General features: G+C 47.4%; 22 protein-coding genes. 7 read left to right on the top strand and 15 right to left on the bottom strand.

All coding sequences use genetic code 11. The features are described 5' to 3' along the window. Positions 1 to 50 precede the first annotated feature (50 nt). Genes SULKU_RS02265 through nadA form a run of 6 tightly spaced genes read right to left on the bottom strand, consistent with a single transcriptional unit; the run spans position 51 to position 5,862 of the window. Complete coding sequence (locus SULKU_RS02265; protein ID WP_013459308.1) at positions 51 to 1,214, bottom strand: sensor histidine kinase; 1,164 nt, start codon at positions 1,212 to 1,214, stop codon at positions 51 to 53. Next, positions 1,204 to 1,857 carry a response regulator transcription factor gene (locus SULKU_RS02260; protein WP_013459307.1) on the bottom strand — a complete coding sequence of 218 codons (654 nt, stop codon included), beginning with the start codon at positions 1,855 to 1,857 and terminating at the stop codon, positions 1,204 to 1,206. The genes SULKU_RS02265 and SULKU_RS02260 overlap by 11 nt, the downstream gene beginning before the upstream one ends. Continuing rightward, complete coding sequence (locus SULKU_RS02255; RefSeq protein WP_013459306.1) at positions 1,854 to 2,981, bottom strand: cache domain-containing protein; 1,128 nt, start codon at positions 2,979 to 2,981, stop codon at positions 1,854 to 1,856. The genes SULKU_RS02260 and SULKU_RS02255 overlap by 4 nt, the downstream gene beginning before the upstream one ends. After that, positions 2,981 to 4,048, bottom strand: coding sequence for a flagellar biosynthesis protein FlhB (flhB, locus tag SULKU_RS02250; protein ID WP_013459305.1), 1,068 nt, complete (start codon positions 4,046 to 4,048; stop codon positions 2,981 to 2,983). The genes SULKU_RS02255 and flhB overlap by 1 nt, the downstream gene beginning before the upstream one ends. A 3-nt stretch (positions 4,049 to 4,051) precedes the next feature. Next, positions 4,052 to 4,867, bottom strand: a complete 816-nt coding sequence (gene nadC, locus SULKU_RS02245; protein WP_013459304.1) for a carboxylating nicotinate-nucleotide diphosphorylase — start codon at positions 4,865 to 4,867, stop codon at positions 4,052 to 4,054. After that, positions 4,864 to 5,862, bottom strand: coding sequence for a quinolinate synthase NadA (nadA, locus tag SULKU_RS02240; protein WP_041666719.1), 999 nt, complete (start codon positions 5,860 to 5,862; stop codon positions 4,864 to 4,866). Before nadA ends, nadC begins: the two co-directional genes overlap by 4 nt. 147 nt (positions 5,863 to 6,009) lie before the next feature. On the opposite strand from nadA, the gene plsY reads away from it, so the two are divergent. From plsY to SULKU_RS02210, 6 genes are all read left to right on the top strand, one after another. Continuing rightward, complete coding sequence (plsY, locus tag SULKU_RS02235) at positions 6,010 to 6,624, top strand: glycerol-3-phosphate 1-O-acyltransferase PlsY (RefSeq protein WP_013459302.1); 615 nt, start codon at positions 6,010 to 6,012, stop codon at positions 6,622 to 6,624. Next, positions 6,621 to 6,947, top strand: coding sequence for a dihydroneopterin aldolase (locus tag SULKU_RS02230; protein ID WP_013459301.1), 327 nt, complete (start codon positions 6,621 to 6,623; stop codon positions 6,945 to 6,947). The genes plsY and SULKU_RS02230 overlap by 4 nt, the downstream gene beginning before the upstream one ends. A gap of 78 nt (positions 6,948 to 7,025) precedes the next feature. Then, positions 7,026 to 7,697 carry a homeostatic response regulator transcription factor HsrA gene (gene hsrA / locus SULKU_RS02225; RefSeq protein ID WP_013459300.1) on the top strand — a complete coding sequence of 224 codons (672 nt, stop codon included), beginning with the start codon at positions 7,026 to 7,028 and terminating at the stop codon, positions 7,695 to 7,697. Beyond that, the gene (locus SULKU_RS02220; protein ID WP_013459299.1) at positions 7,676 to 8,977 is read left to right on the top strand and encodes a sensor histidine kinase; all 1,302 of its coding nucleotides are present in this window, start codon (positions 7,676 to 7,678) and stop codon (positions 8,975 to 8,977) included. The genes hsrA and SULKU_RS02220 overlap by 22 nt, the downstream gene beginning before the upstream one ends. Positions 8,978 to 9,060: 83 nt before the next feature. Beyond that, the gene (locus tag SULKU_RS02215; RefSeq protein ID WP_013459298.1) at positions 9,061 to 9,315 is read left to right on the top strand and encodes a YfhL family 4Fe-4S dicluster ferredoxin; all 255 of its coding nucleotides are present in this window, start codon (positions 9,061 to 9,063) and stop codon (positions 9,313 to 9,315) included. Continuing rightward, the gene (locus SULKU_RS02210; RefSeq protein WP_013459297.1) at positions 9,316 to 10,782 is read left to right on the top strand and encodes a Ppx/GppA phosphatase family protein; all 1,467 of its coding nucleotides are present in this window, start codon (positions 9,316 to 9,318) and stop codon (positions 10,780 to 10,782) included. A gap of 153 nt (positions 10,783 to 10,935) precedes the next feature. On the opposite strand, the gene bamA is transcribed toward SULKU_RS02210, so the two are convergent. Continuing rightward, the gene (gene bamA, locus SULKU_RS02205; protein ID WP_013459296.1) at positions 10,936 to 13,176 is read right to left on the bottom strand and encodes an outer membrane protein assembly factor BamA; all 2,241 of its coding nucleotides are present in this window, start codon (positions 13,174 to 13,176) and stop codon (positions 10,936 to 10,938) included. Between the two features lie 115 nt (positions 13,177 to 13,291). On the opposite strand from bamA, the gene SULKU_RS02200 reads away from it, so the two are divergent. Beyond that, positions 13,292 to 14,128 (top strand): prephenate dehydrogenase, encoded by an 837-nt coding sequence (locus tag SULKU_RS02200; RefSeq protein WP_013459295.1) that lies wholly within the window; start codon positions 13,292 to 13,294, stop codon positions 14,126 to 14,128. Here SULKU_RS02200 and SULKU_RS02195 read toward each other — a convergent pair. Genes SULKU_RS02195 through SULKU_RS02160 form a run of 8 tightly spaced genes read right to left on the bottom strand, consistent with a single transcriptional unit; the run spans position 14,121 to position 21,713 of the window. Next, complete coding sequence (locus SULKU_RS02195) at positions 14,121 to 15,257, bottom strand: tetratricopeptide repeat protein (protein WP_013459294.1); 1,137 nt, start codon at positions 15,255 to 15,257, stop codon at positions 14,121 to 14,123. The two genes, SULKU_RS02200 and SULKU_RS02195, sit on opposite strands and share 8 nt — an antisense overlap. Next, on the bottom strand, positions 15,254 to 15,994 hold the full coding sequence (locus SULKU_RS02190; RefSeq protein WP_013459293.1) for a hypothetical protein: 741 nt from the start codon (positions 15,992 to 15,994) through the stop codon (positions 15,254 to 15,256). The genes SULKU_RS02195 and SULKU_RS02190 overlap by 4 nt, the downstream gene beginning before the upstream one ends. Continuing rightward, on the bottom strand, positions 15,987 to 16,385 hold the full coding sequence (locus SULKU_RS02185) for a hypothetical protein (RefSeq protein WP_013459292.1): 399 nt from the start codon (positions 16,383 to 16,385) through the stop codon (positions 15,987 to 15,989). The genes SULKU_RS02190 and SULKU_RS02185 overlap by 8 nt, the downstream gene beginning before the upstream one ends. Then, positions 16,382 to 17,215 carry a DUF58 domain-containing protein gene (locus SULKU_RS02180; protein WP_013459291.1) on the bottom strand — a complete coding sequence of 278 codons (834 nt, stop codon included), beginning with the start codon at positions 17,213 to 17,215 and terminating at the stop codon, positions 16,382 to 16,384. The genes SULKU_RS02185 and SULKU_RS02180 overlap by 4 nt, the downstream gene beginning before the upstream one ends. Positions 17,216 to 17,217: 2 nt before the next feature. Continuing rightward, positions 17,218 to 18,165 (bottom strand): AAA family ATPase, encoded by a 948-nt coding sequence (locus tag SULKU_RS02175; protein WP_013459290.1) that lies wholly within the window; start codon positions 18,163 to 18,165, stop codon positions 17,218 to 17,220. After that, entirely contained in the window at positions 18,162 to 19,277 is a 1,116-nt protein-coding gene (locus SULKU_RS02170) for a BatD family protein (protein WP_013459289.1), read from the bottom strand. The genes SULKU_RS02175 and SULKU_RS02170 overlap by 4 nt, the downstream gene beginning before the upstream one ends. After that, entirely contained in the window at positions 19,258 to 20,781 is a 1,524-nt protein-coding gene (locus SULKU_RS02165) for a vWA domain-containing protein (protein ID WP_013459288.1), read from the bottom strand. The genes SULKU_RS02170 and SULKU_RS02165 overlap by 20 nt, the downstream gene beginning before the upstream one ends. Then, positions 20,778 to 21,713, bottom strand: a complete 936-nt coding sequence (locus SULKU_RS02160; protein WP_013459287.1) for a vWA domain-containing protein — start codon at positions 21,711 to 21,713, stop codon at positions 20,778 to 20,780. The genes SULKU_RS02165 and SULKU_RS02160 overlap by 4 nt, the downstream gene beginning before the upstream one ends. Positions 21,714 to 21,742 lie beyond the last annotated feature (29 nt).

Below are 21,742 nucleotides of genomic sequence, written 5' to 3'. Positions count from 1 at the left end.
TGCATTGTAAGGTAGGAATGTAAAATTAATGTAAAAAATAAAATAAAAAGTTAAAGGATGAAGATCGGAGGAAAAAATGTGTAGCTAAAAGTAGTTCCTTTGCCGTAAATAGAATCGATATGAAGTTCAATACCGGCCTTATCGATAATCGATTTTACAATGTTCAGTCCGATTCCGAAGCCTCCCTTATCGCGATTTTCGCGATAATAGCGTTCAAAAATCCGCTCAACGTTCTCAATCCCGACACCGTAATCTTGAAAGCGCATCACACAGATATCACCGATACGCTCTAAAATTACTTCGATTTTCCCCTCTTCATGGGAATATTTAATCGCGTTGGAGAGATTATTATCGATTATTCGCTGCAGCTGCGTCGGATTAAACTGTATAAATATGTCATCTTCAATCCGAGATTCAACAGCAATATTCTTTAAAGCCGCAACTTCATAAAAATAATCGATCCGATCTTGAAGATAGCGGCTTAGATCAATCTCTTCGTATTCAAATGAAAGGCGTTCATTTTTGATCAGATAATCCATATCGTTATAAAGAGTCGCGAGGGTCTTCGTCGCCGCCTTAATCCGCTGAAGATATTTGTTGGGGGGATTGGAGCGGTTATAAAGATCAATGTTGACATTGATGATCGAGAGCGGCGTATTGATTTCGTGCATCGAATCTTTAATGAATCGGTCCAGCCGCTGATTCACCCGCTGAAACGGCAGTGCGAAACGGTCCAAGAAAAAGAGGGATAGGACGAAAATCAATACGGCAATCGAAAGGAGAATTATTACCACATCCTGATAAATCCGTGTATAGGAGAGTTCCCCTCCCACAACGAGATAGGATGCCCCGAAATAACGATGTTCGGGTAACGAGATGACAAGATAGCCGTAGCCGTTATCGACGTAATACCCTACTTTTTGATTCTCGATCGGATATTCGATCAATGAAAACATCGGCTTGAAATGCTCGTCATATAATCCTGACTGGAATGACCGGAAGCGCGGGTAATCAAACACCTGTTTCTCTTTGACGTCAAACTCTTCCATGGAGCGAAGAATCAGATGGGATTCGCGTTTGAGTTTAAACTCGTACTGAATCTCGTAAACGTATTTCATATACGCAACATACACATAGGTGGGTACCAGCAAAAGTACCGCCACGAGCATCGTATAGATAAAAGCGTTTTTAAGTGCGTAGAGTTTATCGTTCAATGATGTATCCCAAGCCCCGACGGTTTTGGATAATGTCGAGAGGCAGTTTTTTACGCAAGTTGTTAATCTGAACCCGAATATTTGCGGGGTCGACGTATTCTCCCCAAATCTCATCCTGGAACATCTCGACGGAGACGATCTGATTCGTATGTTTGAGCAATACGGCAAAAATCTCTTTTTCGGTTTTGGAGAGAGCTATCGCTTTATCGTTGTGGTTCAGGCTGAAATGTTCCGTATCGTACACCAGCCCGCCGCCGAAATCGATGGTATTCTCACCGTCGTGATAATGGCTTTTAAGGGCATGCATGATCCGCAGCTGCAGTTCGGTCAGATCAAACGGTTTTCGGATATAGTCGCAGCACCCCGATTTATACCCCTCTTGCAGATCGTTGACATTAACCATCGAGGTGAGAAATATCGCCGGTGTTTTATTCCCCTCTTTACGCAATGCTCTCAATAGCTCAAACCCGTTCATCCCAGGAACATTCACATCGAGGAGATACAGATCAAACCGGGTTTCGTAAATCGCATCGTACGCTTTTTCGCCGTTGCTGAATCCGGCCACTTCATAGCCCAGTTCTTCCAAAAATTCGGTGATGCTTACACGCAGCATATACTCGTCTTCGAGCAATAATACTCTCATCGTATCTCCCCTTTAATCTCTTTGGTTACCTTGTAATTTAGCATGATTCCGATCAATTCCTCTTTTGAATACGCATCGAGGCGTTCATGGGCCTCTTGCACAAACAGTTCCCGATCTTCAGGGGCAACCGTATCTTTGAGGTAGAGCAGCTCTTTATCGTATACGCTTTGAAACAGTCCGTCATCCAGCGATTTTTTTATCATCACATCATAAAGTTCGTTGCGCGAAAGGTGGATAAGAAACGAAATATCCTCTTCATCGGAGTGGGCATAGGCATTGATCTGCTTCGGGGAGAGGGAAAAAACGAACGCACCGATCGTCTCCCCTTCCCCGTTTTTCATCGGTTCGAAAAATAGATATCGCCCTCCGCTGAAAACAACGTGCGTATGTTTCAGCGTTTTAAAGTCGATCCCGTTTAAAAGTTTCAAATCGCTCTGGGTGTACTTCGGATTGGCAAGAATATACTCTTTTGCGATGGTAGGGTTTTCCTGCATAAACACCGCCGTATCGTAAAATCTCACATCCATCAGGACATACATATCGATCCCGAGACGGTCAAAATACTCCTGCGTCGATTCGAAAAACGATACAACCTCCACAAATCCGAGCATTTTGTCATCTCGATAGACCGGAACCGTCGCTTTAACCCCCAGCTTTCGTCCCACTTCGATAGCGGAGCGGGGGTTTTTATGGTTTTGAAAATAGAGCAGATCGGGACGGTGAAACTCCAGCGGCATCCCGGCATACGAATTATCCCAGCTGCGGGCGAAAATCACGTAGTCGGAGGTAATAACCTGAGAGCGGATCAGTGAGTCGGTATGCACTTTGATCGATTCCATCCCCTCCGAGAGGATTTTAAATCCTTTATCCTCATCGTCTCGTTCCAATGCATCGCTCAGGGCTGTATTTTGAGAAAGGATCAATGCATAACGCAATGCGCTGGAGCGCTCTTTTTCAAGCTGATTGTTAATGGCCAAGGAGAGTTGGTCACTCAAACGTTCCAGTGTCTGCGAAGTTACCTTTTTCTCCAGCTGCCACAATACGATTCCCAATATCGCCATAATGACTAAAAAGACGGAAGCAATGACTTTTTTATTGGAAAGAAGCCCTACCCAGCGTTCCATCAGCTATTTCCTTTCCGTTTTTTGCCCATTTTATAGACATATGCAAGGACCTCGGCAACGGCGGCAAACAACATATCGGGTATCGGATGATCGATATCTACCTCTTTGTAAAGAGATCGTGCCAACGGCGGATTCTGAACGATGTGGACACCGTTTTCTCTCGCTACCTTTTTGATTTGAATCGCCATATTGTCCACCCCTTTGGCTACTACTACCGGAGCATTATGCTTGTTTTCATCATACACGATCGCCACCGCGTAATGGGTCGGGTTGGTAATAACGACATCGGCGGTCGGTACCGAAGTCATCATCCGTTTTCTCGCCGCCTGCATCTGGATCTGACGGATCTTCGCCTTGATATGCGGATCCCCTTCCATATTTTTCATCTCGTCTTTGATCTCTTGAAGCGACATTTTCAATTTGTCAAAATAGTGTTTCCGTACCAAAAAAAGATCGATAACGGCATAAACAAAAATAATGAGAAGCATGACCGAAGCCAGAACGATCGCTTTGTCCCTAAGCCATCCCATCTGATCTTGTAGCGTAAACAGCGCAACGGTGGGAAGTTCTTCAACGAAATACCAAAAATAGAGAAATCCGATCCCGAGTGCCGTAAAAGACTTCAATGTTATTTTGATCGACTCAAGCCCTTTTTGGAGGGTAAAAAGGTTGGCGAATCCTTTGATCGGATCGAGTTTGGAAAAGTTGGGTGTCAGAGGTTTTGTCGTAAAATTAAATCCGATCTGGGCTACCGTTCCGAACACTCCCGCAACGGCTACGATGATTGAAACAGGAAGTGCCATGATGAGGAACTCTTTCATCGTTACTACCGCCAAATCAACCATCAATTCACGGTCCAGAGGCTGACGCATCAAAGAAAAATAATACTGGGAAAGATGAAGCATCCGATCGGCGATAAACGTAAACATCATTAAAACCGCCAAAATGGAGACAAAAAGGACAACGACCCCTACAACATCCTGACTTTTGGGGACGTTCCCTTCGGCTCGGGCATCTTCGAGCTTCTTGGCGGTGGGTTCTTCGGTCTTTTCTTGATCGTCTGCCACGGATTAATCCATTTTCATGGACATATCAATCCAATTCGCTTGATGGATAAGAGCACCCGTACTGATCGCATCGACTCCGCTCGCAGCATACGCTTCGATCGTCTCTAAGGTGATATTTCCGCTCGCTTCGAGTAATACGCCGCTGTGGTGTTCCCATTTGTATTTAACGACTTCAGTAAGCTGTTCGACGGTCATGTTGTCGCACATGACGATATCGGCGCCGCAACGCATCGCATGGGCCGCCATCTCGAAATCTTCGGCCTCGATCTCGATTTTGGAGGTAAAGGGGATTTTTTTACGCGCCTCTTCCATAAAACTTTCCAAATTCGTGATCGTTTTGAGGTGGGTGTCTTTGAGCATCAGCGCATCGTCCAGCCCCATTCTGTGGTTTGTCGCCCCCCCGATACGGGTGGCGTATTTTTCAAAATTGCGCAAGAGCGGACGGGTTTTACGGGTGTCGAGGAGTTTCGTCCCGTACGGTGCGATCAAATCGACGTATTTGCGGGTCAGTGTCGCAATGGAACTGGCATGAAGAAGCATGTTTAGAAGAGTCCGCTCGATCCGAAGAAGGGTATGGGAATCGCCGCTCAACTCCATCAATACCTCCCCTTTTACAAATCGATCGCCATCATGCTTGTGCCATATGATGTTAAATTTCTCGATCTCCGCCAATACCTTCAGATATGCTTCTCCCGCAATCACTCCGTCACTTTTGGCGATAATCTTCGCACTGGCGCTCACCGCATCGGATACCCGTGCGTATAGATCCCCACGCCCTACATCTTCGGCCAAGACTTCACGGATAAATTGTTCGATCATAACGCCATCATCCTCTCTAACGCGATTTTTGCCCAGTGTGCCGTATCTTCGTCCACCTCGATCTCATTGATCGGCGCACCTTCCTCGATCGATTTAAGAACCGCATACAAATCTTCCAACGTCGTCTCGTTCATCGTCGGACACTCCGGTTTCGTCGATGAGAGGATATAGGTATTACTCGGACGGAGGCGATTGACCATATTAAACTCTGTCCCGACTGCCACTTTTTGATTCGCCGGAAGTTCCGTGATGTATTTGATCAGCTGAGAGGTAGAGCCGACAAAATCGGCACGCTCGCAGATAGCGGGATCACACTCGGGGTGGACGGCGATCAAAATCCCCGGATATTTATTGCGATAGAACTCGATGTCCTCTACACTGAAGAGCTGATGAACGGAGCAGAACCCGTCGTAGCAGATGATATCGGCTTCTTTGGGGTCGGTTCCGTCTCCGATGACACACGATTTCAGCCCCATCTGACGAGCGATATTCTGCCCCAGACAGCGATCGGGGACGAATAAAATCTTTTTCCCCTCACCCAGCGCCTTAGTGATAATTATCTTCGCATTGGAACTGGTGCAGACCATCCCCCCCATTTTCCCGACACGGGCTTTGACGGCTGCATCGGAATTGATATAGGTGATCGGTAAAATATCGTCCGCTTTGATTCCTGCTTCTTCTAGCTTAGCGATCGACTGGTCGTAATAGAGTCCGTCGATCATTTTTGCCATCGCACAGCAGGCGACTTTCGGCATCACGACCCGTTTTTCAGGGCTGAGGATTTTGACGCTTTGTCCCATAAATCCCACACCGCAAAATACGACGAACTCTTTATCATCCGCCATAGTGCGCTTGGCAAGCTCAAGCGAATCGCCGGTAATATCCCCCATCTCGAACACTTCGTCGCGTTGATAGAAGTGTGCTACGACCGTTACACTGAGGCGATTTTTTAAATCGATGATTTTTTGTTTCAATTCTTCGGTATTCAAACCCATAATCCTTGTTATGCTGATAAGAGGGTTATTATAACCTACTCAGCCCACCCGCTTCTTGAAGCGCAAATTTCCTTCAGCACTTTTTTAGGCAGTTGTAACCATCGGTGATTTATAATAGCGCTTCGTTTATCCACAACAAGGACTCAAATGGATTTTTTATTTAATCTCAATGTTCAATTTTACCTCGCCGCCTATCTTTTGGGCGGGATCCCGTTCGGACTCATTTTGGCAAAAGTGTTCGCCGGAGTCAATATTACCGAAGCCGGATCACAAAGCATCGGAGCTACGAATGTTTTGCGCGTTGTCAAAGAGACCAACCCCTCTCTCGCGAAAAAACTGGGTGCGGCAACCCTCGCACTCGATGCACTTAAAGGGATTATTGTCGTCCTGGCCGCCAAATACTTCGAACTCAGCGACAGCGCCCAATGGCTTGTTGCCGTCTTGGCGGTTGTCGGACACTGCTTTAGCCCGTATATGTGGTTTGAAGGGGGCAAAGGGGTTGCGACGGGGATGGGCGTTATGGCAGTCATGCTTCCGGTCCCGACGGTAATCGCTCTGGTCGTATGGGCGGTTGCCGCCAAAACAATCCGTATCTCATCACTTTCTTCGATGCTCGGGCTTGCCGCTCTTGTCGTCTCCTCATTTATCCTTTATCCTGCGATGTTTCACGCTCCGGTACTTTTTATCGCTTTTATCCTTTTTTATAAACATATCCCCAACTTTGTCCGCCTTGTCAAAGGGGAAGAGAAACGGGTCGCATGAAAATATTAATCGAGAATCTTACCTTCGATGCGATCATCGGGATTCTCGATTTTGAGCGTACCGACCCACAACAGGTGCAAATCGACTGCACTATCGACTATACCTACACCGGCGACAATTTCATCAATTACGCCGACATAGCCTGCATGATTGAAACAACCGTACAAACGGAGCAATTTGAGCTGATTGAAACTGCTCTTGAGGTTCTCGCAGCAAAATTAAAGCTCTCTTTTCCGTTAATCGATGCCCTTTCACTTACCTTCCGAAAACCGAATATTCTTCCAAATTGCACCGTCGGTGTTCAAAAAAATTTCATTTTTTAAAAAAAATTGAAAAAAAGTTTAAAAAATTCTAAAACTGTGGTATCATTTCGGCAAAATTTCCGTAAATGAGGAATCTGAATGCGTATTCTGATCATTGAAGATGAAGTAACCCTCAACAAAACCCTTGCAGAAGGGCTCAAAGAATTTGGTTACCAAAGCGACGTCGTTGAAACGTTAAAAGACGGCGAATATTATCTCGATATCCGTAATTATGACCTAATCTTGATGGATTGGATGTTGCCTGACGGTAACAGCGTCGATATCATCCCAGACATTAAAAGCAACACGCCTAAAACCGTAGTAGTTGTTCTCTCGGCACGTGATGACAACGAAAGCGAAATCGAAGCACTTAAATCGGGTGCCGATGATTATATCCGCAAACCGTTTGATTTTGACGTCCTTGTCGCCCGTATCGAAGCACGCTTACGTTTCGGTGGAAGCAATATCATCGAAATCGATGATTTGACGATCAATCCTGAAGAGGAAAAAATCATCTATAAAGAAAAAGAGATCGAACTTAAAGGGAAACCTTTCGAAGTATTGACTCACCTTGCCCGTCACCGTGACCAAATCGTCTCTAAAGAGCAATTGCTTGATGCGATCTGGGAAGAGCCTGAACTCGTTACTCCGAACGTTATCGAGGTTGCAATCAACCAAATCCGCCAAAAAATGGATAAACCGCTCGGAATTACTACGATCGAAACTGTACGCCGCCGAGGATACCGCTTTTGTTTTCCAAAAGAAGCATAAGACGACGCTTTCTCTTTCAACTCATTGTCGCTTCGGCGGCATTGGTTATCCTTTTTTCCTCCTTTTTGTATCTTTTTATCAAACAATCGATTTACGACGAAAAACAGGCTGAGCTGATCGGTTACGCCGAAAATATCTCCTCGTATAAATCCCTTTTATCCACCCAGCAGAATAATGCCGATACTATGATGGGACTTACGGTAGAGCTCATAACCCTGAGCCAAAACGATGAACACCTCGATTTTTACGAAACAACCCATAAAGACAAAAGCACGACGCTGACGCTCATCTACCCGTTTGACTTTGAACACTCGTCGTATCTGAAAGTGAGCCGTGACATCACCCCGACCAAGCGGCTGCTCCGAAAAATCATGAACTCGATTTATCTTATCAATGCCGTCGGTTTTGTCGTCATTATCCTCTATGCCATCGCGTTTTCAAAAATGCTGATCGCTCCGATCAGTGCACTGAGCCGCCGGCTAGCCAACATGAACGAGCATTTGATCCGCCCTATCAAAGTCGAACAGCTCCCTGATGAATTTGAACCTCTGGGTGAGACTCTCAACCGTCTCATTGCCCGTATTCAAAACTTCGTCAAATACCAAAAAGAGCTCTTCATCGGTGCGGCACATGAGCTTAAGACCCCTCTCGCCGTCATCAAACTTAAAAATCAGGTCACGCTGATTAAAAAGCGGACTCCCGAAGAGTACATCGAAGCCATCAAGATTACGAATCAAAGTGTCGATGAGATGAATAAAATCGTCGCCGACATCCTCAATATCGGGCGTCAAGAGGGGGCACAACTTGAAATCCCGGTGCAAACCGATATTATCCAAATCCTAAAAAAATGGGAAGGTGATTTCAAGCTCTTGGCAAACAGCGAAAACAAAACGCTCCTCACCCGATTTGAGCCCGATGCTTTCAGTGCCGTATTGCAAGTAACCCTTCTCAATCAAATTTTGCAGAATTTCTTGCAGAATGCTCTCAAATTTACTCCGGAGGGAAAAACTATCCTTTTTCAAAGCCATATGAACGGGGTAGGGATCGTTATCGAAGTGATTGATGAGGGATGCGGTATCGATGAGAGTGTCGATCTATTTGCACCGTTTAAACGCCAAGGAAACAAGTCGGGTGTAGGGTTGGGGCTCTTTTTAGCCAAAAGTGCCGCAGAAGCGATAGGAGCTACTATTACTTTAACAAATAGAGAGGACGGAATCGACGGCACATGTGCCCGCCTTATCCTCCCCTCGAAACTGTGTTGCGTCATTCCGCAACGATAAAAGCAAACCGTTTAAAAATGCTCAAAGGTTCGTTTCGCTATAAATCGCGCAACCACCAATATATAAACACCGAGGTTTAATCTATGCCACTACTAATAGTCGATGAATGTATCGCATGCGACGCATGCCGTGAAGAGTGCCCGATGGATGCAATTGAAGAGGGCGACCCGATTTATATCATCGATCCAGACCGCTGCACCGAATGTGTAGGAACCTACGATGAGCCTGCTTGTATTGCCGTCTGTCCGGTCGATTGTATTATTCCGGATAAAGACAACGTCGAAACGATGCAAGAGCTTCTTTATAAACACAAACAACTGATGGAAGAAGAGGAGTAAATGGCAAAATGTACCGCCGTCATCGATATTGGAAGCAATTCCATGCGCCTGGCGGTATTTCAAAAAACAAGCCGTTTCGCCTTTCATATCCTTCACGAAGTTAAGAGTTCCGTCCGCATCAGTGAAAACGCCTATAAAAACGGCGGATATCTTCAATCTGATGCGATGGACCGTACGGCTCTAGCACTGGGCGAATTTTTATCCATTGCCAAATCTTTCGATGCGAGAAAGATTCTCTGTGTCGCTACTTCGGCCGTTCGCGATGCCCCTAACGCCAATATTTTTCTCTCTCGGATACGTCGGGAATATTCATTGTCGATCAAAGTAATCAGCGGTGAAAAAGAAGCCTATTTCGGCGGTGTAGCCTGTGCCAATCTTCTCCCTCCGACCCTCGAAGCGCTCAGTGTCGACGTCGGCGGCGGATCAAGCGAATTCGCACTGCTGCGTAACGGTAAAGTAGAACAGCTCTACTCTCTTAATATCGGAACGGTACGGATAAAAGAGCTCTTCTTCGATACCGATAATATTCCCGGTGCAATCGCCTATATTGACGAAGCGCTAAAACAGCTCCCTAGCAGCCTCTCAACCGAAGCCCTCATCGGAGTCGGAGGGACCTTTCGTGCCCTCTCCCGTGCGTTAATGAAGAAAGAGTCATATCCTCTCAATAAACTTCATGCCTATACGACCGACAGTACTGCATTTTTGCGTTTTGCAGGCCAAATAATGGAGGCCGCACCCAAAAAACTCAAATCGCTGTTTATCAAACCCGATCGTTTCGACACCATAAAACCCGGAACCCTTATCTTGGATCGTATCATACGCCATATTCAGGCCAAAACATTGATCTGTAGCGGGGTCGGTGTTCGAGAAGGGGTATTTTTGAGTGATATGCTCCGTAATTCCGGGGACACATTTCCGGCTAACTATAACCCGAGTGTCCGATATCTTCTCGATACCTACGCCCAGCACAGTACCCACGCCCAGCAATGTGCCCATTTAAGCAAACGGCTTTTTGCACTGCTGCATATTCCTCTGGAAATCGATCCGTCCTATCGGTATGAGCTTGCCATTGCCGCAAAACTCCTCTCTATCGGAATCGGGATTCGTTACTACGCCTATCAGCGCCATAGCCACTATCTAGCCATGAGCGCACTCGATTACGGTCTCAGCCATCCGCAGTTGGCTTTGATCTCCCATCTTCTGCTATTTAAAAAAGGGGCCAGTTCCTCATCCTTGATTCCCAAAGACGGTTATGGGAAACTTTTGCCCGACAACGCTACGCTCGATACCCTAAGTTCCCTATTGTGGCTCTCGCATATCCTGTTGGCGGCACGGGTCGATGCTTCTGAGATTGAACTCAGCCTAGAGGGCAATCAATTAATTATCGGCGGAAAATCTACCTACCTGGCACGCGAGCAGCTCAAAAATATCGTTCTGCCTAAAAATCTGTCGGTGGTATTTGCTTAAGTTAGAAGGTTATGAAGTAATTGCTTTAAAATCACAAGTGATTTTGGGCCTACTGCCGAAGTCTTAGTGCCACGAAGAGGGTAAAACTTAGCGTTAGCGTACAATCGGAGCTCACGTGCCCTTTATAGGGTATGGCTCCGATGATGTTATAATCTAAAATCTCTGCCCGATTGTAAATTCGAAGTGGGCGATATCATCGTGCTCTTTATCGCCGATCGGATTGGCGAATACAAGCTGAAGCGGTCCGACAGGGCTGAACCATTCTAAAGAAACCCCGTAACCTCCGCGTTTGATCTCGCTTATACTGCTCTCACCGATCATACCGTAATCGATGAATGCCGTTGCCCGCATTTTTGCTTCCGGAACCAGAGGGACACTGAACTCAAGGTTATTGGAAAACGTTTGAGTTCCGCCGATTTTATACGGATCTCCGTTTCTGTCAACCCCTTTTGTCGGTGAAATGGAGTATGCTTGATATCCGCGAACCGAACCGATCCCCCCCATATAGAATTTCTCACCCAGCGGGAGATAACCGCCCCCTTCACTGGCATAGTTAAAGCGGGCTTTATAGCGAAGGATCAGGTCAAAATCGGTCCATTTCTGAAGCCCTTGATAGACGCCGAAAGTGGTACGGCTTTTCCAAAACTCCGCATCCCCGCCGACCCCGGCCATTTCGATACTCTCCGAAAGTGTCATCCCCTCACGCGGAACGTAATAGTCATCGGTATTGTCAAACGTCGCCGAAACGACGACAGAGCTTTTAGAGTAGCTTTCGTAATAGCGTGGATCAAGCGTTGTCGTATTAAGATCAATATCGCTGTAGCTGTTTTGTGAATAGTTGTACCCCACATAGCCGTTTACAAAACGGTTAAAGCGGTGTCCCGTTCCGACACTTATCCCTTTGGAATCGGTGCTATAGCTATCGTATTCGGTCGAACTGTTATAGACGGAAAAATTGCCGCTGAAATCACTGTCGTTGAGACGCGGGTTGGAAATATTGAAAGAGTAGTTGCTGGTACGCTGAGATTTCTCAAGATTGAGCCCGACATTGATCCCGGAACCAAAAATATTGCGATCGCTCACCGCCACACTGACCAAGATACCGCCGAAGCTCCCGTATCCTCCACCGAGCTGAATATTCCCTGTCGGTGCCTCTTTGGTTTGGACGATAAGATCCATCGTCTCATCATCAATCCGTTTCTCTTCAATCGTATTACTCTCAAAATATCCGGTACGCCCGATCGCATTACGGGAGTCTTTGAGGTTTGTCAAGCTATAAAGATCGCCCGGTGCCAAGAAAAGCTCACGCCGGACTACACGGTCCAGCGTTCGGTTATTCCCTGAAATGATCACTTTACGGATATGTACTTTTTTGCCCGGGATAATGCGGTATACGACATCAACGCTTTTCCCTTCTTTATCTTTTTTCAAATCGGGCTGTACCTGAACGTAAGCGTATCCCAAATCGGCAATTTTTGTCTTGATCCGCTCCGCATCCTCACGGAACGTTTTGATATTGAACGGTTTGTTTTTTTCCAAGGTGATGACGTCCAGAAGCGCCTGATCGTCAATCACTTTGGTATCTTGAAACAGCAAAATATCGGATACGCGGTAAACATCCCCTTCAAAGATGTTATAGCTCATCTGGGCCGTATAGTGATCAAAATCGACCGCTACAAACGGCTCGTCGATTTTGGCATCGAGAAAACCGCGCTGCATATAAAAATCGCGGATTCGGAGCGGGTCGTACTGCAACTCGGCCACTTTCATCTTACCGTCGTTACGTCCCCACATCCACCCCATAAACTGCTCTTCTTTATTGGCGATCATGCTGTCGAACTCTTCGGAATCCTGTGTTAAAACTCCCGCGTAAGTGAGCTTTTTAATGATAATTTCCTGCCCTTCATTGGCAATAAAGGTAACACGCATACTGCCGTTTTCAAGCTTTTCGGTCTCGATTTCGACCACCGAATCAATTTTACCGTCCTGGCTCAACGCATCGACAATCCGCTTTTTGGCTTCTTCGACTCTTTTAGGATCATACAGAGAACCTTTATCGATTTGAAGCAAAGCTTTTTTTGCCTCTTCATCGTTCTCTTTATACCCTTTCAGCTCGATTTTAGAGATAGTCGGTTTCTCTTTGAAATGAAAAGTGACTTTCCCCTCTTCTTCCTCTGCCCAAACATCTTCAAAATAGCCTTGCTCGAAAAAGTTTTTAACCGTTTTATCAACGGCGGCAGCATTTAAAGGCTCACCGACTTTAACCTCATTAAGCCGCTTTGCGACAGCTTCGGAAATATGAACCATTCCGTCATAGTGGATCGATTGGACGTTTTGCGCAGATGCGTGCACTAATGCACTTGCGACTATCAAAGAGAGGGTAATTGTTTTCAAGCCAAAATTTCCATTGCGTTAAAATAGTCTCCCATTCTATCACTCTAACGATTAATTGGAGCGTAAATTAAACTTAAAAGGGCTAAAATAGCACTATATTGCACAAAGGGGAATCATGAAGATCGGTATTGTAGGGCTAGGATTAATGGGAGGTTCAATGGCACTGGCGTTGAAACACCTCTCTTTTATCTCTTCTATCGTCGGGTGCGATCATAATGAAGAGCATCAGAAAATAGCGCTGCAACGGAAACTGGTCGAATCGTTTATGAGTTTTGAAGAGCTGAAACAAGAGTGTGATGTCATTTTCCTGGCCATCCCCGTCAACGGTGTTATCGAATTCTTGCAAAAATCGACCGATTTGGCCGGAAGCGATAAAACATTGATCGATTTGGGAAGTACCAAAGCCCTCATTGTCGATGCCATTCCCCCTGTTATCCGTTCAAACGTCGTCGCCGCCCATCCGATGACGGGAACCGAGCAATTCGGTCCGAGCGCCGCATTGGAAGGCCTGTACGCTGAAAAAGTGGTCGTATTGTGTGATCTGGAGCACAGCGGAGCTACTCAGCGCGATACGGCACTTCGTATTTTTCAGGCGATCGGGATGCAGATCCGCACGATGGGTGCCGCGCAGCATGACCGCCATGCCGCCTTTATCAGCCATATGCCCCACGTCATCTCCTATGCACTCGCCAATACCGTATTGGCACAGGAAGAGAAAGAAAACATCCTTACCCTTGCCGCAGGGGGATTTAGATCGATGAGCCGATTGGCAAAAAGTTCTCCGGCGATGTGGGAGGATATCTTTCGCCAAAACCGTGAAAATGTCCTCGAAGCGGTCGAGCTCTTCGAAGTGGAGCTGCAAACGCTAAAAACCGCTCTCAAAAATGAAGATTATGCCGAATTGCGCCGTGAAATGAAAGGTGCCAATAAACTCTATGAAATTTTCACATAGGATAAAGACGCGTCTTTATCTCGTTAGGACTCTTTTTCGGTAGTGGCTGAATTTCGTGTGAAATCGGCTCATCCCGATCCCTTTTTTGGTTTTCACCGCTTTTGCTCCCGATATGGATCTTGGCTTCGCAAAGAGAGAGGTTATAGGCTGCTTTTTGCGCTAAAAGCGGGTTGCTCGTATGAACCTGCCGATACCAATACAGTGCTTCCCGATACGCTCCGGCCTTATAAAGGGCATTGGCAATGTTATAACGTATTTCAGGAGAGTCGTGAGCATTTTGGTATGATTTGAAATAGTGTGCGCTTTGGAGGTAATCGCCTTTTTCGTATGCTCTATATCCGCTATTGAGTATTTGAAAGTCCAATATCCCCGCATGCCCCGAAACATTCCCTATACTAAGCGCCATTAAAATCGCGGCGGCGGGGACGCTACGCCGTTTACTCATCGAAGAGAGGGCTATCCAAATCAGCACCATCGCCAGTCCCAGAGGATAGTAGAAAAGGGGTACATGAACATAAAGGCGCTGAGCGGTTTTGATTTTTTCTATCCTCTCAATAATCCCGGAAAGCCGGGTATTATGCTCATTTGTCGGATCTCCGATAATAATTATCATCCCCTCGTCGGATCGGAATTTATCTAGCGCTGAGCTATCGCTTTTAAACTGCCGCATGACCTCAGAATCCAACCCGCTGACCAATGCCGCCGCCATTTCCGAATCCGTCGTGTAGGGAGTGATACGATAGGGCCGTGTATCATAGCCGAATACGGCGATATTCTCCCCCTTAAGACGTCGGATCGTATTGATCGCCGTTCGTTTCTCTTCTTCAAATGCTTCAAGCGACTTTTTGGAGAGATCCAAAGCGATCAATACGTCTGCCCTCCCCTCCGATGCCGCTTCGTCCTGAAGTATCACAGGCTGTGCCATAGCAGCGATCAGCAAAAGGGCGGCAATCAAAAACAAAATATTTCTGGTTCGCAGCCCCATCGTAATTTCCGGCGCATGCAGGCGGTTAAAAACGGCTTCGCCGAATACGGCGGAATGGGGGGACTTTTGAGTCTGCCAGAAATAAAACAGTACAAGAACCGGCAGAACCATCCAGACAAAAAATTCGGCATGCAAAAAACTCATCGGATCCCTTTTTGATTGCGTCCGTACAAATACGCCAGCATCGAAAGAAATCCTAAAAAGAGGGGATAGACGTAATAGTAATCAAAATATCGATGAGATTGTTTAACCTTATAGGAGGGATAGGTTCGGTTGAGCGTATCTGCCCACTGCGGTTCCTTGAGTGGAGAGATCATTGCCGTTTGAATCCCGATCGGCAAAGTAGTGAGAAAAGATTTCGGATTTTCTGAAAATATTATGGCGACTTTATGCCCCTCCTGCGACGTAGCGAAAAAACGGCTGATATTTAGGGTAGCTTCTCCGGAAGATTCAGGCACAGGAGTCTGCTTGAGGATAGAAATAAGGGCTTTATGCTCATACGTCAAAGGGACAATAGTGTTTTCAGGGACCCAAAGCGCTATCCTCTCGTCCATGCGTCGATTCATAAATGAGATGATTTGCGGAATCGCCGCCGTACCTGTCAATAAAGGATCGACAATCAAAAGTATATCCCAGCCTCTCTCATGACGGGCAGCTTCGCGATCGCGCACGGGAGACATCAATGCAATAACTAAAAACGCAATCATCGCCCATTTGGCGATCCACAACCATATCGGCGGCTTTACCCCAACTTCACCGAATAAGATGGGACGGGGGAAATAGAGGGGATTGGATCGAAGGGGACAAAGCGCTTCACAGGCGAGAAAAAAAAAGAGGAGAAAGGCCAGTTTCGGAAACTGAAAATAGATCCCCTCAAACATCGATGATCTCGAGGTAAAGACGATAGTATCCGACTACCTCTTCGGTAAACGGTTCTACTTTAGGAGCATATTTGTACGGTTCCAGACGTTCAAAAAGATTGTGATAAGCACGCTCGGTACGTTCATTATCGGCAGAAAATATCCTGCCGAGTTCGCTGATTTTATACGCTGCGCGTTTAGAATCGGAGAGATCGATCGATCCTAAAAGGTGATAGAGACGTTTTCGTTCGCTGAGCCGGCGAGCGCGCCATTTTTTGAGAACGAACAGAATAAGGCTCAAGGTTATGACAAATGCAATCGTCACAGAACCGCCGAAAAGGTAAATTGAATAATCGTGAACCTGAACGAGCGGTGCGATGTCATTCACGGGAATGTCTGCCATCTGGCTCATACGCGCCCCTCAAATAATCTTCGCAGTACCACCGAAACCGAAGCATCGGTATAGAGTTTTGCCGCTCGGATTCCATCACGCCGCAGCCGATCAAACAGTCCCGCATCGTGTTCACGGACTTTCTCATGATATTTACGGACACTGCGGGCATTGAAATCCCCCTCCAACACCGCACCGCTTTGCGGGTCAATCAGGGCGCTGAACCCCATCGGGGAGGGTTTCTCTTCGAAACGGTCACGCACGACGACGGCCACGACTTCGTGTTTCTTTGCCAGCAGCCGCAAATCGGGAATCTCGAAAAAATCGCCGATAACGACGATCAAGGAGCGCCGTTTTAATCGGCGGTAGAGCGATGATGCCATCGCATTATAATCAGCACGGTGCTGCAGTATCGGCGTATCCATGATCCCCTCGACGCTCTGCGCTACGGCAAAACGTTTTTTGCTCGCACGCACCTCGTTGCGGAGGGTTTCGGAAAAGTCGATATGGGTAAAAAGATCCCCGTTAGCCAGAGCCGAATAGCCGATCAATGCCACCGCTTCGGCAAGCGCATCAATTTTGAACCGCTCCTGACCGAAATGCAGACTCCCTCCGAGCATCGCCACCGTTACGACGGAGAGTTCACGCTCTTCTCTAAAAACTTTGATAAACGGACGCTGCATTTTGGCCGTAATGTTCCAGTCGATATGGCGGGTATCGTCGCCGCTGACGTATTCGCGCAATTCGATAAAATCGTACCCTTCCCCCCGAAACATGGAGGGGTTATTGCCGATACGATCACCGATAATCTGGCGTCGAGCTTTGAGAAGAATATGGCGGCTGTTTTTCATAGTTACGGAATCGGTACCGCTTTGATGATCTGCTCGATCAAATCATCGACCTTAACCTCTTCGGCTTCCGCCTCATAACTCAATACGATACGGTGCCGCATCAGCTCTTTGATGATGGAGGCAATATCACTCGGGCTGACAAACTCTTTTCCGCGCAAAAAGGCAACGGCTCGCACCGCTTTGAACATATCGATACTTACGCGGGGGCTGGCACCGAACTGCAAATACCGCTTGATCGATTCAAGTCCGAATTTTTCAGGTTCACGGGTTGCCGTTACAAGGGCGATCATGTACCGCTCGACCTCTTCATCGATATGGATCGTCTTCACCCTCTCTTTGAGGGCATGAAGCGTATCCGCGTCGATCACGGCATATATCGCCTCGGCCGTTGAGGATGCGATACGACGTGCGATAGCGAGTTCCTCTTCGGCAGTGTTGTAACCGACGGTAATTTTGAGCATAAAGCGATCCAGCTGCGCTTCGGGAAGGGGGTATACCCCCTCGTTTTCAATCGGGTTTTGGGTCGCCATGACCAAAAATGGCGATTCGAGTTTGAAACTCTCATCCCCCAGCGTCACCTGCCGTTCCTGCATCACTTCGAGCAGTGCCGACTGGACTTTGGCCGGGGCGCGGTTGATCTCATCGGCAAGGAGAAGATTGGTAAAGATAGGCCCTTTTTTAATTTTGAACGCATTGTTTTTCGGATCGTATACCTCAGCTCCCAAAATATCGCTCGGCAGCAAATCGGGGGTAAACTGCACCCGTTTGAATTCCAGACCCAAACTCTGCGAGAGGGCTTTGACCGTCGTCGTTTTTGCCAGTCCCGGAATCCCCTCGATCAGAATATGACCGTCGCACAGCAAGCCGATCAACAGCCCGTCGATCATCTTCTCCTGACCGACAACGACTTTGGAAACCTCGGAACGGATCGTATTAATTGTTTCTATCATGCTATTTCCTCTTTATCTGTTGTGAGTGTACTTAATTTCTTTTTAGCTTCACCTAATCCGACCGCACCCGATTCAAGCAAGCCGATAATCTCGTCATACCGCTTATCACCGCTTAGAGCAAGGAACATCGCCAGCTCTTTCGGGTTTTTAGCCTCATCCCAGAACTGCTTTGATTTTCGACGGGGGCGCAATCTCCATAACCGTCGTGCGATTTCTCCCAACACTGCACCCGCAATCACCAATGCCGCATAGAGGCTGTATCGTGCCAAATTGCTCCAGTCACGCAAGCCCGGAGGATCGAGAAGATCGGAGCGCTCAAACCCCTGAGCGACCTCTATCGCGATACTATCGCTTTGAAGCCGTTTGATTTTTTGCGTTGTCGAATCAAAGACATCGAGGGTAATACTCGGGATGACATAGCTTTTATCGCTCACAATGGCGAACTCCTGACGTATCTCCCCCGCAAACCCGGCCGGATCCGGAGAAATATCACGTATCGGTTCCTCACCAAAAATGTTGACTCCGCTGATGTTGAGTTCATACGGAGTATACTGATCGAGATTTCCGCGTCCCCGAATATAGAGGCTTAGATGAACCGGCTCGTGGGCAAGCGCATTACGCTTATCGACTTTTACCTCCAGTGAAAGTTCTCCGCTGAGCGCCGCACTGTTGGGTTTGGCCTCAATCACTACTTTCGGCAAATGCGCTTTTTCATCGTCGAAATCGTATTTTTTGACGTTATCCCGTCCGATCGACGCGTTCTCGATTGAGGCGAAAGTCGTATGGCGTATCAATGCTTCCAACGATACATCGATATTTCCCTCTTTTTTCGGGGTAATCAGTACGTCAAACGTCTGCACCCGCTTTCCCCCGATGATCTGATCGCGCTGCGTCAATATTGAAACTTTGTAGCTTTCATTGCTTATAGGGTTAAAAGTGATCGTATAATCCGCCGCACTGGTTGAAAAGGTACACTCATAGCGTATGACCCCGCTTTGATTGACATAGAGGCTTTGAGGGGATTTGAGAACGCTCCACTGATACATTGCCCCCCACCCCAGAAGCGGACATAATACCATCAGTATCACCGCCCTACCAAGGCTTCGTCTCATGCACACTCCTTTGATTGATCAGCTCATATTGGCGTGAGCTGAGCGCAGCTTTACCCTGCGACATCGAAAACCTCGGATCGCTTTGCGCCCTCTTCCCCTCATCGCCTCCGCCTCCGGATGCGGTATCGGTTTTCATATTGGAGCCGCCCCCCTCTTTTGAGGTTTTTTTCGCTCCCGTCGGTTTATTCTCCTCGGAAGCGAAGCTGTCATTTTTCTCTTTGCGGACATTCAGTGTCTGATGTTCTTTTACTTCCGTAATTGCACGAAGATTTTGATCGGCGGCTCTGGTATAGCGAAGCGTCAGAGATTTCAAAAACGACTCGCGCGCTTCGCCGAACTCCTGCAGACGTATATGACAATTGCCCATATTGTAAAAAATGTTGGCTTTAAAAGAGGCATTGTTGCTGCGGATTGAGCGGTAAAGTCCCAACGCATCGGCATATTTTCCCGCTTTATAGAGGGCATTCGCACGGTTATAGCGGGCTCTCTCCCCCTCAACATGGCGATACAGCTCGGCGGACCGCTCAAAATTTCCGTGCGTGTAATTTATTTCGGCTAAATAGATATACCCAAAATCGAGCATCCCCCCCTGTGCCGATACGCCGATCAATGCCAGTGCCGGTATAAACAGACGGGAGATTTTTTTGCCGACGGTCGTAAACGCCGCAACAAAAGCGATCAATGACAACATGAGAGGGACGTAAAAAAGTTCTTGATAGCGCATCACCGATGTTTTACCCGTAAAATCGTTTTCGCGGGCGGAATCGATGAGCGAAAGTATTTCTCCCGCTCGTGTATTTCGGATAACCTTTCCCTTATTAACGATCTCTTCAATCGCGTCATTGCGTGCACTGACGACGATATGTCCGTTTTCGTCTTTTAAAGACGATCCCTCGGATGTCGGAAGGGTACTTCCATTGTTTGTTGCCAACATCACGACACTGAGTGCCAGATTGTTATCCCTTACAAAAGAGCTCTCTTTTTCATACGATGCTTCATCTCCCCCATCGGTGAGCAAGATCACTATCGGACGTGCCGAATGGGACATTTTACGGGAGAGTTCCAATGCACTCATCACGTTCGTCCCTTTGGTGATGATCTGCGACTCATCAAGAGAAGAAAAAAGATGCTCAAGCATCTCAGTATCCTTGGTCAGCGGCGAGAGGACGATGGCACTTGTAGTAAATCCGATGACACCGAACCGGTCTTTTTGATCACTCCGAACGACGTCGTACAGCAGTTTTTTTGCCACTTCCAGACGGCTGGGGGCAAGATCGGTTCCCCGCATCGAATACGACAGATCCACCGCAAAGATCACATCCGATCCCGCCTCTTCGGCCGTAACCGGTTTTTGCGGCAATACCGGACGTGCAAGAGAGAGGATTAAAAGGGCTATGGATGCCAAGAGCCACCCCTGTTTGGACCATCCGCTGCGCTTAACCTGCCAAACATACAGCGGAACAATCACAAGGGCGCCAAGCCATAACGGTGTTAAAAACATCATGACCCGATTCTCCTGCGCCACATCAAGATCAGAAGAACGCCCAATGCCGCGGCACCGAACCACTGGTAATAGTGCTCTTCGAAGGTATGCTGCTTGCTTTTGATCTTTGAGCGCTCCAGCATATCGATCTCATCGTAGACGCTCTGAAGCTCTTTTTCGTTCGCAGCGGCAAAAAACTTTCCGTGGCCGTCATGGGCGAGCTGTTTGAGCAGAGCATTGTCAAACTCACCTTTCTGGCCTATTCCGATCGTATAGAGTCGGATATGCTCTTTGCCTACCATCGCCACCGCCTCTTTAGGGGAGATGGAGCCGCTGTTGTGCTCACCGTCGGTAAGGAGGATAATGACCTTGCTTTTGGCTTTTGAGTCCCGCAATGCCCTCACCCCCATCGCGATCCCCTCGCCGATGGCGGTATTCTGCCCCGCCATTCCGTGGCTAAGATACCCGATCATTTCCGAAACGATCTCTTTTTCATAGGTCACCGGCGTTGCGATAAATGCGAAATCGCCGAACAGTACCACACCCACATTGTCTTCGATGCGCTTCATCACAAAATCGGAGGCGATTTTTTGCACCACTTCAAAGCGCGACAATCTCGGTTCCTCTTTCGAAAAGCCGGATGCATTCATCGACCCGCTCCCGTCAAGCGAGAGGACGATATCGATGCCGTTTCGGTTGCGGGGATCGGAATAATCGACCACGACGGGTGTTGCCAGGGCTCCCACCATCAGCGTCACGGCAAGTGCTTTGAAGAGCCACTCTAAATTCCGCCATTTTCCCGGGTTGCCGAAAAATTGCAAATGGGGAAAGTACCGTTTTTGGGGGATGACTTTACAACGGTAGAGGCAATAGAGTATCGGAGGGAGTGCTAAAAATGCCCATGCAAAATCAAATGACCAGATATTCATAGCTGAAATATTACCGATTAGCATATAAATCCTTGGCCTTTATCATAAAAATA

This window comes from Sulfuricurvum kujiense DSM 16994 (genome assembly GCF_000183725.1).
Lineage (GTDB): Bacteria > Campylobacterota > Campylobacteria > Campylobacterales > Sulfurimonadaceae > Sulfuricurvum > Sulfuricurvum kujiense.
The sequence above is the reverse complement of the archived record's forward strand: the minus strand, read 5'-3'. Positions and strand labels throughout refer to the sequence as shown.

What these genes read in the sequence shown, in the direction of transcription:
- SULKU_RS02190 (WP_013459293.1), bottom strand. Translation starts at nt 15,994, where the DNA reads ATGTTTGAGGGGATCTATTTTCAGTTTCCGAAACTGGCCTTTCTCCTC.
- SULKU_RS02215 (WP_013459298.1), top strand. Translation starts at nt 9,061, where the DNA reads ATGCCACTACTAATAGTCGATGAATGTATCGCATGCGACGCATGCCGT.
- SULKU_RS02160 (WP_013459287.1), bottom strand. Translation starts at nt 21,713, where the DNA reads ATGCTAATCGGTAATATTTCAGCTATGAATATCTGGTCATTTGATTTT.
- SULKU_RS02170 (WP_013459289.1), bottom strand. Translation starts at nt 19,277, where the DNA reads ATGAGACGAAGCCTTGGTAGGGCGGTGATACTGATGGTATTATGTCCG.
- SULKU_RS02195 (WP_013459294.1), bottom strand. Translation starts at nt 15,257, where the DNA reads ATGAGTTTTTTGCATGCCGAATTTTTTGTCTGGATGGTTCTGCCGGTT.
- hsrA (WP_013459300.1), top strand. Translation starts at nt 7,026, where the DNA reads ATGCGTATTCTGATCATTGAAGATGAAGTAACCCTCAACAAAACCCTT.
- SULKU_RS02200 (WP_013459295.1), top strand. Translation starts at nt 13,292, where the DNA reads ATGAAGATCGGTATTGTAGGGCTAGGATTAATGGGAGGTTCAATGGCA.
- SULKU_RS02255 (WP_013459306.1), bottom strand. Translation starts at nt 2,981, where the DNA reads ATGGAACGCTGGGTAGGGCTTCTTTCCAATAAAAAAGTCATTGCTTCC.
- nadA (WP_041666719.1), bottom strand. Translation starts at nt 5,862, where the DNA reads ATGGGTTTGAATACCGAAGAATTGAAACAAAAAATCATCGATTTAAAA.
- plsY (WP_013459302.1), top strand. Translation starts at nt 6,010, where the DNA reads ATGGATTTTTTATTTAATCTCAATGTTCAATTTTACCTCGCCGCCTAT.
- SULKU_RS02185 (WP_013459292.1), bottom strand. Translation starts at nt 16,385, where the DNA reads ATGAGCCAGATGGCAGACATTCCCGTGAATGACATCGCACCGCTCGTT.
- SULKU_RS02175 (WP_013459290.1), bottom strand. Translation starts at nt 18,165, where the DNA reads ATGATAGAAACAATTAATACGATCCGTTCCGAGGTTTCCAAAGTCGTT.
- nadC (WP_013459304.1), bottom strand. Translation starts at nt 4,867, where the DNA reads ATGATCGAACAATTTATCCGTGAAGTCTTGGCCGAAGATGTAGGGCGT.
- SULKU_RS02210 (WP_013459297.1), top strand. Translation starts at nt 9,316, where the DNA reads ATGGCAAAATGTACCGCCGTCATCGATATTGGAAGCAATTCCATGCGC.
- SULKU_RS02165 (WP_013459288.1), bottom strand. Translation starts at nt 20,781, where the DNA reads ATGATGTTTTTAACACCGTTATGGCTTGGCGCCCTTGTGATTGTTCCG.
- SULKU_RS02180 (WP_013459291.1), bottom strand. Translation starts at nt 17,215, where the DNA reads ATGAAAAACAGCCGCCATATTCTTCTCAAAGCTCGACGCCAGATTATC.
- SULKU_RS02260 (WP_013459307.1), bottom strand. Translation starts at nt 1,857, where the DNA reads ATGAGAGTATTATTGCTCGAAGACGAGTATATGCTGCGTGTAAGCATC.
- SULKU_RS02230 (WP_013459301.1), top strand. Translation starts at nt 6,621, where the DNA reads ATGAAAATATTAATCGAGAATCTTACCTTCGATGCGATCATCGGGATT.